We start from the raw sequence: 14026 nt of genomic DNA, 5'->3' as shown, positions 1-14026 counted from the left end.
TGGAGACGCAAATCCCCGCGATGTTACGGGTCTGGGGTGGGTCAGCCGATGGTGCGGAAGAACGAGCGGATATCGCCTGCCTTCGGTCCCGGTGCCTCCGGTTCGGAGTTAGCACCACGTCTTCCTCCAGGGACTCGCACCCCTAAGCGATCGCCTATGCCGGGCATACTACGAAGACAGCCCCCAGCTTTCGGCTGGGGGCTGTCTGCTAGCGACGTGTCATGGCCGGTCGAACTCACCATCGTGTACACCAGCGGTGAACGCATCCCACTGGGCAGGTGTAAAGACCAGTGCCGGACCGGTGGGGTTCTTGGAATCCCGGACGCCGACCAGTCCGCTGGCCAGGTGCGCGACCTCAACACACGCATCCTGGTTGGCGCTCCGGCTGCTCTTAAACCATCCCGCCTGGGACAGATCGACGGTCACGCAAACTCCTCTGCTCTCTTCAACAACAGGCGTCGAGACACCTCTTCGTCCAACGCAACGCGCCGGATCTCGTCGCACGCGATGCGGTATTGCCCGATCTCTTCGTCGGTCTCCATGTATCGCGCACCCAAGTACGACTCAACATACACAACGGGAGGCTCTGACCACCCCTCACGTTTATGCTTCGGAAACTCCAGCAAGACGAACGGGGCGGTCTGCAATCCAATGTGGCAAACCGTCAGCGGTACGACCCGAACCGACACATTGACTTGCTCGGAGAGTCGAGCGAGGTGGCGAAGCTGCTCGGCCATCACCGCCCGCCCGCCCACGTGGTGAAGCAACGCCGACTCACTGAGCAGGACTTCCATCGTGAATCTGGGATCTTGTAACCGAAGTTGACGCCGCGCGGCCAGCTCGACTCGGCGTTCGACTTCATATTGCGACATCTGCGGGTATGCGGCCCACATAATGGCCCGCCGGTAGTCGCGGGTCTGCACCAAGCCGGGAAGCAGCGTCAGCTGGAAGGTCGTCAAACGGTCGGCCGCTTCTTCGAGTGCGAGGTACATGTCGAAGTGCCGCTCGTATGCGCCCCCGTATGCGTGCCACCACCCAGGCTTGCCCAACTCGCCGACGAGTTCAAACAAGACATCTCGGATATCCGGCTCCGCGCTGTACAGATCACAAAGTTCGCGGACCTGCGGTCTGGAAATCCGGGTGGACTGCCCGGACTCGATGCGCCAGATCGTGTTGGCTGAAACCCCCAGCGCCTTCTCCGCGTCAGCCTTGGCAATCCCTGCTTCGTTTCGCAGCCTTCGTAACTGCCTGCCAAGCATCCTTGCCGGGAAGGTGGAACCGGTTGCCATGGGCGACCTTTCGTTAGCTTCGATACCGGTGATGTTCCGACCTGGAGTACTTCCGCCCTCCATTTCTGGAGCACATCCGACCGTCGAACTGGAGTATCGCGGAAAAGTCGTCAAATTCTCTGTTTGGAGTACCCCAGTTGCGTACGTCGGAGTGTCTACTGGGTATGCGCCCGGAGCGAAAGCTCCTATCTCTCCACGAGTTTTCGGGGGCCGGGCGCACCTTAGCCGCAGTCGTATTGGGGATCACGATGCTGAATCCAGATCTACCGCGCCGGACGCCGTTCGTCGGCCCACCCACCGCACTCACGGTCGATGTCGCGGCCGATGTTCTCGAGCGGTACCTGAGTGCCCTATCCGAGTGGCAACCCGAGCAAACCCACACCGAACAACCCGATAAAGAGGTCTAAAACCGATGGACCACATAGCTTTTGGCGATACTCCCGTGTCGCGCTGCTACTTCTATCGGCGAGTGTGCGATCTGCCCGCGAACATCGATCCGCCGCACCTGGGCCGCATCATCATGAAGGCGGAACACGTTTGGGCACTGATGCTTCCCGGTCACCTCGGCCAAGCCGTAAAAATACATATGCAGCAACAGGGTTCGGACATCGGTCCGATCCTGTCGCATCCACGCTCGGACCGCTGGACCTACTTGGTCAGACCGGACATCCCCGACGATGTGCGCCTGTTCGCCGAAATGTTCCGCCTGAACGTCTCGGTGGTGCGAACCGGTGGGACTGTCGCGCTACCGTCGCCAGCCGACCAAGGTGAACAGTTCCGGCGCTGGATCGAACCACCCCGATGCACCTTCCGGCCGTCCGGGCTTGTGGTGGTCGACGCGATCCGCGCCTGCTCAGGGCAGTATCGGCCCGTGCGACGGAGGACCGCTCATGCTTGAGTGTCCGTGGATCGGTGCGCAGGTCCTCGACGATCCTGCCGACCTCGCGCCCAGCGGTTTCGGAGTTGTGTGCCATGAATGAGGTTGAACGGCAACATAAGACCGAAATCGCGCCGTCGGTGGCGGCGTTGCTGAAGGTTTTTCACGAACACACGCCGGAGAAATTGAACCTTGCACCTCTCGATAGCGTCACGCTCCGCCACACCGCCGACGGGATTACCGAGGTGGATGAGAATGGTTGGTGCGCTGACTACGAGGACGACGGAAGCAACGACGACGTGATAGATGTCCTGCCGGTCAGCGTCAAAGATCGCGAGAACCCATGAGCGCGAACGTATCTCCGAGCCCAGGAGAGCCGGATGTCCATCTCAGCGTGTTCCTGCACGGAGGACGTTTCGACTTCGTCGCCTGTCTCACTGCGGCACTGACTTTTATGCAGGAGCACCAGGCGCGGCACTACGCCGATGCGGTGACCATGAACCATGGCGACGCCAGCGGGTACCCACGTCTCCCGAATGAACGGTTGTATCTCCAACCCTGATCGAACACACGCTCTTGTCGATGATGTCGAGCGTCACCGGTAGCATCAACAGCGGACGGTCCGCAGGCGGTGCCACCTCAGTACGTCCGCAACTCGGCGAACCAGCGAATATCCGGCCCCAGTCAGTACGGCGCGGCTAACGCTACGGCTGGTACTGCTCCTCGATCGCGTCGATGTGATCGGTTGCATCAACGTGAAGTTGCAGCACGCCATGGTATTTGGGTAAGTCTGCGGTGAATTCGGCTTTCGAGCAAGATTTTTCCGGCGTCAAAACCGGATCATTCGGTGAACACAGACTGAATACGCTGGCGATCCTCACGCCTGCAGCCAACAGCAGCCGGTATTGTTGCGGCCGGTCCGGGTCCGCCTCGAAATGCCCATTGTTCGGGCCGCCCGCAACGTGCTTCCTGACATGGAATATCAGCATCTGCGTCGATGCATCGAAGCTGTCCGGAGCCGCGAAAAAGGTGGTGTTGGGGAACATCAAGCGAGGCGCAGGCCCGGATGATGTAGCGACACTCGCACCCGCCGGAGATGCGGTTGCGGCCGGAACGATCGCAGTCACAGCGACAGATGCGGCTTGATGCGAATTGCCGCACGCCGCGAGCGCTGCGACGAAAATGCCCAACGAGCCGACCTTGCCGAGGCGGCCGAGTTGCCATGTCATTGCGCGAATGTAGCACGGGCGCTCGCCGCGAAACGCTAGCCCGAGCAGCTGCCGGAGACGGCGAATCATGCTCTGGCACAAGGAGATATGGTGGCCCCACTGCGCGAATGCACATGTAGGCTCATTGCTGGGAACAGTGCGAGGGAGGCCGGACCGCGCGGCCAGCTGCTACCGCCGCACCTCCAACTTCGGATTCACACCGACTGTAAACCGATCCACACGCAGTAACAAAACTCGTCACCAGCCACAGTTGTCAACGTTCAGTTTGATGAAAACCATGGTTCCTTTACGCACCTCAATTTGACTCCACCGATACCCGCGACTCTTGCCGCGCGCACAAATTCTCATCGAAACGCCTAATATCCCGGGATTGGGACCGTTCGAAGGTTGACGATCGACGTCCAGCTGTCCAAAGGCTCCATCAGTCGCTATCCACACCCGCTGATATCCAGTTCTATGAATACCTTGCTTCCTTTACGCACCTCATCGAGTTGCTCAGGCGCGAGAACAGCGATCGAATGTCTCCGGAAATCTTCTACCGAGGGTTTTGGATTAGTAATGAACGTCGCCGATGCGTAACATCCATCTGCGCGTCGACCAGTCGCAACAGGATAATCAATACCAACATATTTCGTCGGGTCCCACGCCGGCGCGACCGGAGGGTCGGCCGCCGTCAACGGGATCGTTGGCACCGAAACAACCGCCAACGGATCCGGCCTGGGTGCGGGGCCGATGAAATATGCCGCAGCGTTGGGTAGGTTGTCCCCGTCGGGCACATCAACAATTGCCATCCGAACAAAACCGGTAACGGTCGCTGCTTCGGCGATCCGCTTGGCCTCACCTGTGCGGAAACGCCAGGCTTCGATACGGTAGTACCCAAAAGCCAGCACGCCTCCGACAATCAACACCACGAGGGCAACACACCCCCATCGATTCCAGCGACTCCTGCCGCGCGCGAGAATCCTCACCGGTATGCCCCACTGCCACACAAGATCTGATTCGCGAGGTTATAAACGCTCAATGTGCTTTGACCATGCTCGACCTCGTTCGACTTAAACGCGTCCGTTCCGGTGGCAACTGCCAACGAATGTTCCCACTTTCCACCTGCGTTGTAGCCGGAACCGAGAAACTGATCCAACGGCTGACTCGCTTTCACGGCATCCGTGGCCTGGGATGCCGCGTCATCGTTGAGCATCTTCAGATTGTAGGCAGCCGCCCGGATAGCCAGATCGTCGTTCCCGACCAAATCGGACCATTCCTTGCCCTTGAACTGGTCCGGATACTTCGCTTTGACCTCATTGAACGGCGCTTCCTTCTGATTGGTCAAACCGATGGAGTTCCCGGCACCATGCTTGTCCACACCGAGCCCAGAAGCCTCGAGCCGCGCCTTGTCCCACAAGACCCCGGCTTCCGCACCGTTCGGATTGGGATGGTAGGTCGACGGATCCTGCAGGGCGGTATAGAGGCTGCCCTCCATGCCGGTGCGAAGGGGCGCGCCTTCCTGCAGCACCATGGCGAGCACCATACGCGGATCGACCCCGGCTTCGTTGCCGTACTTCACCGCCAGCGTGGCCCAGGACTTCATCTGCGGCCCATATTGGTCCAACGCGCTGAGATCGGCGGCTGTCAGGGTCGACGCAGGAGTCTCCCAAGTGGCGATCCTGTCCAATTCGCCAATCAGCGCGGCGTTATCATTCTGATTTCCGGATTCGATGAGAAGCGGTATCTCTGTCAGGGCCTTCAGTTTCGGAAGGCTGCTCAGTGCATTCGGGTCCACGAAGTCGTGGGATGCATAGTCGATCGTCGAGAGAACGGTGAACAGCGTGGTGTTGTGGGCCGTCGTATTGAAGATATTCTCGGCGTTGTAGACGTCGACCCCGCTGAGGGGCGCGGCCACGGAAACCCGGACCGAGGTGTTGTCCGTCGTTGTCGTCACCTGGGCATCCGGATGGCTTGGGAACGCCCCGGCAGCAGCTGCCGACAACTGCTTCCTCGCATCGACGAGATTGTCGTGATGTGACCGAGTCTCGGAAGCGAGAGTCTTTGCGACAGTACTGATCTGCTCCGCGCCGGCCCGCAGCGCGTCAAACGCCTCCAAGATATCGGGCACCTCGGGCGCCTGCACCGCGCTGAAGCTATCGTGCACCGCTTTCAGTGTCGTCGGTGAGGTCACCAGCTCGTGGCTGTAAGCGAAGGCGTCCCAGGCGGTGGCCGCGGCGTCGAGGGCGTCGGCGCGGCCGTTCGGTGCTCCTGTCCATGAACTCGGACTCTGCCCGGCAGGCACGATCACCACGCCGGCACCATTGTCGCCATTCGGATCCGGAATTTCGGGGAAGCCGTTGGCGCCCAACGGATTAGTCGCCACGCGTACGGGATGCGGCGGCGGCGCACCTTTGTCGTTACCGGTGTTTGCGTTGTATTCGGCGGCGTCCCAGTTGTAGCCCGCGATGTTGAGGACGTCGCTGAAGTGCCGCAGCGCGGCGGCGTAGGCCAGGACCGCTGTCCGTACGTCACCGGTGTGCTTGCGGTAGGCGGTATTCCAGCCCGTCACCGCTGGATAGTTACCGCCCATTCCTGAGCTGGTAGTCAGACCGGGAACAAGGTCACGGGTAACAGCGGTGTCGATGTCGTCGGCCAGCGTCGTGAGCTTCTTGCCCGCCTCGTAGTACACATTCGGATCCACGACCAGCGCAGACCCTCCAGGCGGGGCCATCAGCACCCACCTTGTAAAACACTGACCCCCATGACATCTCCCTCCCGGCCGAGCATCGGGCCGCACCATGGCAATCACGGGCTCAGCCTCGGGTTGTTCACCGTAGCACGCCGCACGGAAGCAACCTTTCCGCTGCGCCACCTCGCCGCCGAACCGATGCGGGAACTCACCGCGCACCAACGAGATCCGGTATTCCACGCCGACCGCGACGACTGCGTAGCTTGTGCAGGGGTGTGGTGTTCGAGGGCGACTGGGCTGAACCCCGATAATGGTCGGACTATGACCGAACCCCTGCTCCACCAGCGCTTCCCCGAACTAGCCAGCACACTGCCGTTCGCCCGGCTCGGTATCGCGCCGACGCCGGTCCGCCCGCTGGACCTCGGCACCAACAGCACTGTGTGGTGCAAGGACGAAAGCGGGTACGGCTCCGGTGGCTGGGGTGGCAATAAGATCCGCAAGCTGGAGTGGCTATTGCCCGAGGCCCGACGGCGCGGTGCCCGCACCATTCTCACCTTCGGCGGCACCGGAACCAACTGGGGTCTGGCCACAGCGCTATACGCCCGGGAATTCGGCATCGACACCGCGCTGGCGCTGGTCGACCAACCGGTGGACGACCACGTCCGCGCGCAGCTGCGACGACTGGAAAATTCCGGCGCCACCCTACATTTCACGCACAGCAAGTTGCGCACCGTGCTGGCCGCACCGTGGCTTGTGCTGCGGCATATGCACGGGCGCACCCCACCGTATCTGCTGCCCGTCGGCGGATCGTCGCCGATCGGCGCGCTCGGCTATGTCGAGGTCGCATTGGAACTGGCGGCGCAGATCGCGGCGGGCGAACTACCGCAACCGACACATCTGGTGACCGCCGTCGGATCCGGTGGCACGGCAGCGGGTTTGGCCCTCGGCCTACGGCTTGCCGGACTGCGCACCCGTGTCGTCGGTGTCGTCGTCAACGACTCGCTCCCCCTCGACGCGCGACACATTGTCGCGCTGGCGAGCCGCGCCGCGATGGTGCTGCGCGCACGCGGCGCGGAATTCACCGCTCCCGAGCTGCGCCCGGACGACGTGACGATGGTGCGCGACTGGCTCGGCCCCGGCTACGGCCATGAAACCCCGGCCGCCATTGCCGCGAAGCAGCTCTCCGCGACCAACGGGCTGGAATTGGAAACCGTCTACACCGCAAAGGCTTTGGCCGGACTCCTGGAGATGGATACCCGCGGCGACTTCGGCGACGGACCCGTTCTGTTCCTCGATACCTACGGTCCGCGCTGATCCGGATCCAGCCCCAGGATCACCGCCAGCACCGCGCGCAACCGCTCCACATCGCCGCGAAGGCCGGTCACCGCATCCTGATAGAGGAAGGCCTCGATGAGCCGGACCAGCGCATAGGCGAAGGTCTGGGTATCGACCCGGTTCTGGTAACCCTCCACCATCGCGGTATCCAGAATTTCGGCGACCACCCCGACCACCTTCGGCTGGACCGGTCCATCGCTGGTGGTGATAATGCGGCCCGCGGTGGCCTGTTCGGTCGCGATGAAATAGCGGTAGGCCTCGCTGCGCGTCATCCACTGCGCTACCCGGTCCAGCAGGGCGAGTACTCGCGGCGCGCCGGTGCCGTCATCGCGCGTCTGCGCCGCGAGGACCATCCGCTCGAATTCCGACACCATGACCGCGCCGAGCAGACCGTCGCGCGAACCGAACCAGCGGTAGATGGTCGCGCGCGACAATCCGAGTTCCGCCGCGATCGCCTGCACATCGACCCGCTCGCAGGCCAGGAACTGGGCGCTGGCCGCGGCGAGCACTTGGTCCTGGGAGGCGGCGGCGGGACGGCCGACGGGTCGGGCGGCACCGGAGGTTGTGGTCATCCCAGCCCTGGGATCGATTCGCGACACATGCGTAGTAACGTACCAAATCGACCCGAGCGAGTACCGCGCCCGTCTGGGCCAGTGCTCCGTCACCGCGAGAGGATGTGCCCGTGCGCTCGACCCTGATCTCCCGTAGGGACCTGGACTTCCTGCTCTACGAATGGCTGCGGGTCGACGAGCTCACGGCGCTGCCCCGGTTCACCGAACACTCCCGGGATACCTTCGACGGCTTTCTCGACCTCTGCGAGGATCTGGCCACCCGGCACTTCGCCACCCACAACAAGCGCAACGACAGCAATGAGCCGACCTTCGACGGTGAGAAGGTCACGATCATCCCGGAGGTGAAGGCCGCGATCGAGGCCTTCACCAAGGCCAATCTCATCGGCGCCGCAATGGACGAGGAGATCGGCGGGCTGCAGTTGCCCGCCACCGTGGAGGCCGCCGGATTCTGCTGGTTCCAGGCCGCCAATGTCGGCACCACCGGCTATCTGTTCCTGACCGTCGGCAATGCCAATCTCCTCGCCGCGCACGGCACCCCGGAGCAGATCGACCGCTTCGTCAAGCCCATGGTCGAGGGCCGGTTCACCGGAACGATGTGCCTGTCCGAACCGCAGGCGGGCTCATCGTTGGCCGACATCATCACCCGCGCCGAACCGCAGGCCGACGGCACCTACCGCCTGTTCGGCTCGAAAATGTGGATCTCCGGTGGTGATCACGAGCTGACCGACAATATCGTGCACCTCGTGCTGGCCAAGATTCCGGGCGGGCCGGCCGGAACGAAGGGCATCTCGCTGTTCGTCGTGCCGAAATTCCTGGTGGCCGAGGACGGTTCGCTCGGCGCGCACAACGATGTGGTGCTGGCCGGGTTGAACCACAAGATGGGTTATCGGGGCACCACCAATACGGTGCTGAATTTCGGCGAGGGCAAGCACAATCCGGACGCAGCGCCCGGCGCGGTGGGTTACCTCGTCGGCGAACCGCATCGCGGCCTGTCCTACATGTTCCACATGATGAACGAGGCGCGCCTCGGCGTCGGTCTGGGCGCGACGGCGTTGGGCTACACCGGATATCTGAAATCGCTCGATTACGCCCGGGAACGCCGCCAAGGTCGCGCGGTCAACGCCAAGGATCCGTCCGCACCGCAGACGCCGATCATCGAGCATGCCGATGTGCGGCGAATGCTGTTGGCGCAGAAGGCCTATGTCGAGGGCGCGCTCGCGCTGCTGCTCTACTGCAACCGCCTCGTCGATCTGGAACGAACCACCGCGGACCCGGCGGCCAAACGCGAGCACACCCTGCTGCTGGAAATTCTCACCGGCGTCGCGAAGAGCTGGCCGTCGCAATGGTGTCTGGAGGCCAACAGCCTCGCCATCCAGGTACACGGCGGCTACGGCTACACCCGCGAATACGACGTCGAACAGCACTACCGCGATAACCGCCTCAACCCCATCCACGAGGGCACACACGGCATCCAGGGCCTGGATCTGTTGGGCCGCAAGGTGATCCAGCACGACGGCGCGAGCCTGCGGCTACTGGCCGCACAGATCGAGCGGACCGTACTCGCAGCCACCGAAGCCGGCGGCGAGTGGACCGAATTCGGTGGTCAGCTCGACGCGGTCTGGCAGCGCCTGCTCACCGTCACCGGCTGGATGTTCGCCTCCGGCGATATCGCCGCCGCCATGGCCAATTCCAGCATCTACCTCGAGGCCTTCGGACACGTCGTGGTCGCCTGGATCTGGCTCGAGCAGGCACTGGCCGCGCACGGCAAACAAGGCGACTTCTACGACGGCAAGCGCGCCGCGGCCCGCTACTTCTTCCGCTACGAATTGCCCAAGACCACACCGCAATTGGATCTGCTGGAGCTGATGGACCGGACCACGCTGGACATGCGCGACTCCTGGTTCTGACCCCTCAGACGACCAGTGGTTGCCGCCCGGGTCGGGTGCGACGCCAGGCCACCACGAGAAAGACCAGCAGGCCGACCAGCGGCAGGGTGCCGATCGTCCAGCTCAGCGGCAGGGGTGGTCCTGGCTGGTCGAGCACCGTGACATCGCCGAGGGTCCCCTCGCCGTGTCCGAGCGGGCCGTCGATCGCGAAGGTGAAGGTGTAGGTGCCGGGTGCGTCGAAGGCCCTGACGTCCAAACCCCAGGAATCGCGTTTGCGGGGATGGCGGACCAGGGGCGTGGCGCGGCGACCGGGCCTGATGGCTGGTCCGGTCAGGTGCAGCGTCCCGGATTTGTCGGCGATGCCGCCATCGGGCATGAAGGTGAAGTCCAGCGATTTCATCGCGCGGATGGGCCAGGTGGAGAAGCCGACGGTCACGCCGTACGGACCCACCTGGACGCGCTCGGTGTGCACGATTTCGACCGGCGCATAGGCTGAGGCGGGGGCGACGGCGATGAGCGACAGGGTGATCACGGCGAGCACGGTCACGGCGAGCCTGCGGAGTACGGACATCACGCATCCTTCGTTGCGGGCAGCATGGTGGTGAACCGGCCGCCGAGGAATCCGGCGAGCAGGCCGAGCGGAATGCCGAGCAGCGTGATCGTCACGATGTCGCCGACCGCGATATGCGAGGTGGCGCGGACGAGGTTCAATTGCAGCGGGAACGTCACGCCGATGATCACGCCGGTTACGGCACCTGCTACCAATACGATCTTGCGCGCATCGAAACCACGGGTACGGGACAGCCAGAACAACCCCTCGACCGCGATCGCCGCGACAATCAGGAACATCGGCATCATGACGGGCAGATCCGGCGGCCGTCCGGTGAGACCGTCACGCAGCGGCAGCCCGATCGCCGACGCATAGATTTCCGCGGCCCAGGGCGAGAACCACCAGAGGAACGCCTGCATCGCACCGAGCGAAAGCGCGATGGCAATGGCCGCGCCCGCACGGGCCAACAGCGCGGCGCCGAGGATGAGCAGCATCGGCCCGAACACGACGATACCGAGGATGGTCGGGTCGACGGGCAGATGCAGGTTGTTCAATGCATTGGTGGGAATCGGGGCGAAGGTGATCAGGATCGGAATCGCGACGGCGATGCCGATCCGGCCCCAGCGGTGATCGCGGTGGGCGGCGAAAACGATGATGCTGCCGATCATGGTGAGCGCGTTGGACAGGAACAGCGCCACATGCGACGGGGTATTGAGCACCGCGTCGAAGCCGTAGATCGAATGCCACTCCAGATCGAGCAGGCCGTAGAGCAGGAAGAGCGCCGCACCGGCTCCGGCGACCATAAAGCCGAGCGGTGCGGTCAGGTTGCTGCCGAAGACTCGAATGGGGGTGCCGCCGAGGCGAGGCACGGGCCTACCAGCCCGCTGGGCGGAGGTCGCGATGAGAACCATGGCCAGGCTGGCGAATCCGGATATCGCGCTGCCGGAGTACAGGAACAGATGCGGCAGGGTGAAGAAGGTGTCCGGACCGACCTCGTTGTGCCACTGGATATCCCAGCTCAGGCCGACCAATGTCACTGCGGTGCCGAGCAATACACCCCAGGCACCGACGCGGGCCGCGATGCTGTCGTCGGAGATCTCGGGTCCGGTGTCGGCTTCGACCGGTGCTGTCGTGGTCATGGTGATCATTCCTCCTGATCTGTGCATGTTTTCAACCGCCGACCCAGATCGGCACCGCGAGTTCGTCGAGGCTGTCGTGTTCGTCGATCGATAGTCGAAGCTCCCACTGTCCGGTCATCATCAGCGGTACCGATGCGGCATGGAAGTGGCCCGGTCCGGTGGCCGTCGCCGTGATGGGCTGTCCCGCGTGGCCCATGAGCGGCTGGTTTGCCTGAATACGCACTGCGGCATGGTCTTTCGTCGCGCCAGTGCGGTCGGTGACGGTGATATCGATAGCTGTGCTGCCGATTCGGAGGCTGTAGATGGAGACCGTGACCAGGTGCTGCGCGGTGCCGGTTTGTAGTACGAGGGGCTCGGATGGGCGCGGCCAGGCAAACCAAGCGAGGGCGACGATGACGATCGCCGCTCCCCCGGCGAGGAGAACGCTTGTCCGGGTGCTCATGGCCGCGCTCCCGCCGTGACATCGAGAACGAGAGGGACTGTGAGCACGGTGTAGCGCCTTTCGACCTGGATCCAGAGGCGATATCGGCCCGCGAGCGGGAAGGTGTAGGTGAACGGCACGTCGGGGCCGTATGCGGCGACCGTCTCGTCGGGTGCGCTTTCGCCGTTGGCGGGTGGCATGAGCATGGTGCCGTGGCTCGCGGCGGGTTCGGTCATATCCATACCGGGCATATCCATATCCGGCATGTCCTGCATCGATGTCGCACCCATCGAATGCCCGTGTCCCCAGATGGGTGAATTTTGTACGGCCGCAGCGATATCCGGGTCGCCGGGTAGTGGGCCAGCCATGATCAGGTGGCCCACCATGCCGAGCCACGGTTGCAGATCGGCGGCATCGCCGAATTCGGCGGTAATGGTGGTCGGTGCTCCCGCCACCGGAGTGGTCGTCCTGACGGTGACCGGATTTCCGTCGACAACGGTCGACGCGGTCTTGTCACCAGCACCGAGATGCACTGTGGCGCTGGCAGATTCCGGTACCACGACACCGGGCGAGACGGTGAAGCCGGTTGCCGCGCGAACCATTTGCACACCACCGCCGCGCCGCGCCAACTCCGCGGACAGCGCGTACCGACCGGCATCGGGCGCGGCCAGATGAACCTGAAAGCGTCCGGGCCCGATCCGGATCGGATGCAGATGCGACAGGCGGCCGGTGGGGCCGACGATCAGCAGATGCATGAGCGCACTGTCGTGCACGACCAGATCGTCGACGGGTGCACCGGTGGCGGCATCGATCAGAACGAGGTCGAGATCGCCTGGCTGCCCGGCGTTCACGGGCCCACCCGCGACTGTGAGCAGTACCGGCGGCCGCGAAAAGTCGGAAATCAATGGCTGATTCACCGCATAGGGATCGGTGACATTGTCGAGCGTGGGATCGAGCTGACCACCTGGTTGCGGCGGCAACGGCAACGATGCCGAAAGCAGTGCGGCGGTCACCGAAACCGCCACCCCGGCCACCATCCCGGCGGCCGGAACCAGCGCCCATACGGTGCGTCGAGCACGAATCGCGATCACCACGGCGACGGGCAGTAGTACACCCGCTACCAGAAACCCGCCGTAAACCAGTCGTTCGGGCGGCGAGGTCACCTGCGCGGGCACGATGAACGGAATCCGCGCCACCCGCGTGCCGTTACCGATGGCCAGCTCCCATGGCCCGGCGCGGTCCATTCGGACTGTCGCCGAGTACATCCCGGGCGTGCCGCCGAGTTCGACAATCGCCTCGGCGGTAGGTGCTCCCGGCGCGGGCTGCATCGATTGCGTCGAGACCCCTGTCGGTATCGCTGTGAGCGTGAGTTGCCCAGGCGCGGTGCCGGCATGGGTCACCACATCCACCCGCAACGGTCCAGGCACGCTCGTCACCCGGCGCAAGATGATCGTGAGCTCCCGATCTCCGAGCGACTGCGCGACCGAAATATCCGAGCCGGAGGACGCCGAATCCGCCGATACGGAACCCACCCCGATCGACACCAACAACGCACACACCCCCGCGACCAGCAGAGCGCGACCTACACCGGCGACAACAGCCACGCCCGCCATGGTAGGGATGCATGCCTGCCAGAACATCACCCCCGGTGGGGATTTCGCCTCCCCCGCCGGAGTGATGCCGCCCTGGTACCGGCATCCGGATAATCCCCCAGCTCACCGCCGAAAACAGTGATCACGTGCGTCGGACCGCCACCGGCGGAATCCAGCGAGAAGTAGCTGCTCTGGCACCTGAGCTCGCTCGGTCAGCGGGATCTTGGAGGCACTATGCGCGTGGAACGCGGCGTCCCGGCCCGACCGAGCACGGTGTTGTTCCGTATCGGCCCCAGATCGCGTCATTCGAATCTGTGTGATCGAAACTCGTCGGCGGTGAACAGGGTGGCGCAATGGCCGGTCCGCGGGCCATCCACCCAGGTCAGACGCGGTAGCGGGCGGCGCAATAACATCCGCTGATTTACCGCGACCGCTTGCGCGCATTTCTACGTCCGAGCGCCAACT

General features: G+C 63.7%; 14 protein-coding genes. 4 read left to right on the top strand and 10 right to left on the bottom strand.

The annotated features are described in order from the left end of the window. Nucleotides 1-219: 219 nt before the first annotated feature. Nucleotides 220-426, bottom strand: a complete 207-nt coding sequence (locus ACFYOW_RS27245) for a DUF397 domain-containing protein (protein ID WP_387292524.1) — start codon at nucleotides 424-426, stop codon at nucleotides 220-222. Continuing rightward, nucleotides 423-1289, bottom strand: coding sequence for a helix-turn-helix domain-containing protein (locus ACFYOW_RS27240; protein ID WP_387292522.1), 867 nt, complete (start codon nucleotides 1287-1289; stop codon nucleotides 423-425). The genes ACFYOW_RS27245 and ACFYOW_RS27240 overlap by 4 nt, the downstream gene beginning before the upstream one ends. Before the next feature lie 248 nt (nucleotides 1290-1537). On the opposite strand from ACFYOW_RS27240, the gene ACFYOW_RS27235 reads away from it, so the two are divergent. After that, complete coding sequence (locus ACFYOW_RS27235) at nucleotides 1538-1696, top strand: hypothetical protein (protein ID WP_387292520.1); 159 nt, start codon at nucleotides 1538-1540, stop codon at nucleotides 1694-1696. A gap of 565 nt (nucleotides 1697-2261) precedes the next feature. After that, nucleotides 2262-2513 carry a hypothetical protein gene (locus tag ACFYOW_RS27230; protein WP_387292518.1) on the top strand — a complete coding sequence of 84 codons (252 nt, stop codon included), beginning with the start codon at nucleotides 2262-2264 and terminating at the stop codon, nucleotides 2511-2513. Nucleotides 2514-2870: 357 nt separating this feature from the next. On the opposite strand, the gene ACFYOW_RS27225 is transcribed toward ACFYOW_RS27230, so the two are convergent. The 3 genes from ACFYOW_RS27225 to ACFYOW_RS27215 form a co-directional block, all read right to left on the bottom strand. After that, entirely contained in the window at nucleotides 2871-3395 is a 525-nt protein-coding gene (locus ACFYOW_RS27225) for a hypothetical protein (protein ID WP_387292516.1), read from the bottom strand. Between the two features lie 428 nt (nucleotides 3396-3823). Beyond that, nucleotides 3824-4306, bottom strand: coding sequence for a hypothetical protein (locus tag ACFYOW_RS27220; protein WP_387292514.1), 483 nt, complete (start codon nucleotides 4304-4306; stop codon nucleotides 3824-3826). Between the two features lie 53 nt (nucleotides 4307-4359). Next, complete coding sequence (locus tag ACFYOW_RS27215; RefSeq protein ID WP_387292512.1) at nucleotides 4360-6066, bottom strand: hypothetical protein; 1707 nt, start codon at nucleotides 6064-6066, stop codon at nucleotides 4360-4362. 321 nt (nucleotides 6067-6387) lie between these two features. Here ACFYOW_RS27215 and ACFYOW_RS27210 point away from each other — a divergent pair, with 321 nt between their 5' ends. Beyond that, nucleotides 6388-7380, top strand: coding sequence for a 1-aminocyclopropane-1-carboxylate deaminase/D-cysteine desulfhydrase (locus tag ACFYOW_RS27210; RefSeq protein ID WP_387292510.1), 993 nt, complete (start codon nucleotides 6388-6390; stop codon nucleotides 7378-7380). On the opposite strand, the gene ACFYOW_RS27205 is transcribed toward ACFYOW_RS27210, so the two are convergent. Beyond that, nucleotides 7365-7973 carry a QsdR family transcriptional regulator gene (locus ACFYOW_RS27205; RefSeq protein ID WP_387292508.1) on the bottom strand — a complete coding sequence of 203 codons (609 nt, stop codon included), beginning with the start codon at nucleotides 7971-7973 and terminating at the stop codon, nucleotides 7365-7367. The two genes, ACFYOW_RS27210 and ACFYOW_RS27205, sit on opposite strands and share 16 nt — an antisense overlap. Nucleotides 7974-8083: 110 nt before the next feature. Here ACFYOW_RS27205 and ACFYOW_RS27200 point away from each other — a divergent pair, with 110 nt between their 5' ends. Next, a complete protein-coding gene (locus ACFYOW_RS27200; protein WP_387292506.1) occupies nucleotides 8084-9880 on the top strand; it encodes an acyl-CoA dehydrogenase in 1797 nt (598 codons plus the stop codon). Between the two features lie 4 nt (nucleotides 9881-9884). On the opposite strand, the gene ACFYOW_RS27195 is transcribed toward ACFYOW_RS27200, so the two are convergent. From ACFYOW_RS27195 to ACFYOW_RS27180, 4 genes are read right to left on the bottom strand one after another with little or no spacing between them, the layout of a single operon-like run. Next, nucleotides 9885-10430 carry a hypothetical protein gene (locus ACFYOW_RS27195; RefSeq protein WP_387292504.1) on the bottom strand — a complete coding sequence of 182 codons (546 nt, stop codon included), beginning with the start codon at nucleotides 10428-10430 and terminating at the stop codon, nucleotides 9885-9887. Next, nucleotides 10430-11548 (bottom strand): hypothetical protein, encoded by a 1119-nt coding sequence (locus tag ACFYOW_RS27190; protein WP_387292502.1) that lies wholly within the window; start codon nucleotides 11546-11548, stop codon nucleotides 10430-10432. Before ACFYOW_RS27190 ends, ACFYOW_RS27195 begins: the two co-directional genes overlap by 1 nt. Before the next feature lie 31 nt (nucleotides 11549-11579). Then, the gene (locus ACFYOW_RS27185) at nucleotides 11580-11990 is read right to left on the bottom strand and encodes a FixH family protein (protein ID WP_387292500.1); all 411 of its coding nucleotides are present in this window, start codon (nucleotides 11988-11990) and stop codon (nucleotides 11580-11582) included. Further along, nucleotides 11987-13573, bottom strand: coding sequence for a hypothetical protein (locus ACFYOW_RS27180; protein WP_387292498.1), 1587 nt, complete (start codon nucleotides 13571-13573; stop codon nucleotides 11987-11989). The genes ACFYOW_RS27185 and ACFYOW_RS27180 overlap by 4 nt, the downstream gene beginning before the upstream one ends. Between the last annotated feature and the right edge of the window lie 453 nt (nucleotides 13574-14026).

Origin of the sequence: Nocardia sp. NPDC006982 (assembly GCF_042869435.1) — a bacterium.
In the GTDB taxonomy this organism is placed as follows: domain Bacteria; phylum Actinomycetota; class Actinomycetes; order Mycobacteriales; family Mycobacteriaceae; genus Nocardia.
This window is presented reverse-complemented; position numbering and strand designations above follow the sequence as displayed.

Bases quoted from the DNA above. Each gene is read 5' to 3' on its own strand.
- ACFYOW_RS27240 (WP_387292522.1), bottom strand. From the start codon at position 1,289: ATGGCAACCGGTTCCACCTTCCCGGCAAGGATGCTTGGCAGGCAGTTA.
- ACFYOW_RS27235 (WP_387292520.1), top strand. From the start codon at position 1,538: ATGCTGAATCCAGATCTACCGCGCCGGACGCCGTTCGTCGGCCCACCC.
- ACFYOW_RS27230 (WP_387292518.1), top strand. From the start codon at position 2,262: ATGAATGAGGTTGAACGGCAACATAAGACCGAAATCGCGCCGTCGGTG.
- ACFYOW_RS27225 (WP_387292516.1), bottom strand. From the start codon at position 3,395: ATGACATGGCAACTCGGCCGCCTCGGCAAGGTCGGCTCGTTGGGCATT.
- ACFYOW_RS27210 (WP_387292510.1), top strand. From the start codon at position 6,388: ATGACCGAACCCCTGCTCCACCAGCGCTTCCCCGAACTAGCCAGCACA.
- ACFYOW_RS27205 (WP_387292508.1), bottom strand. From the start codon at position 7,973: ATGACCACAACCTCCGGTGCCGCCCGACCCGTCGGCCGTCCCGCCGCC.
- ACFYOW_RS27195 (WP_387292504.1), bottom strand. From the start codon at position 10,430: ATGTCCGTACTCCGCAGGCTCGCCGTGACCGTGCTCGCCGTGATCACC.
- ACFYOW_RS27190 (WP_387292502.1), bottom strand. From the start codon at position 11,548: ATGACCACGACAGCACCGGTCGAAGCCGACACCGGACCCGAGATCTCC.
- ACFYOW_RS27185 (WP_387292500.1), bottom strand. From the start codon at position 11,990: ATGAGCACCCGGACAAGCGTTCTCCTCGCCGGGGGAGCGGCGATCGTC.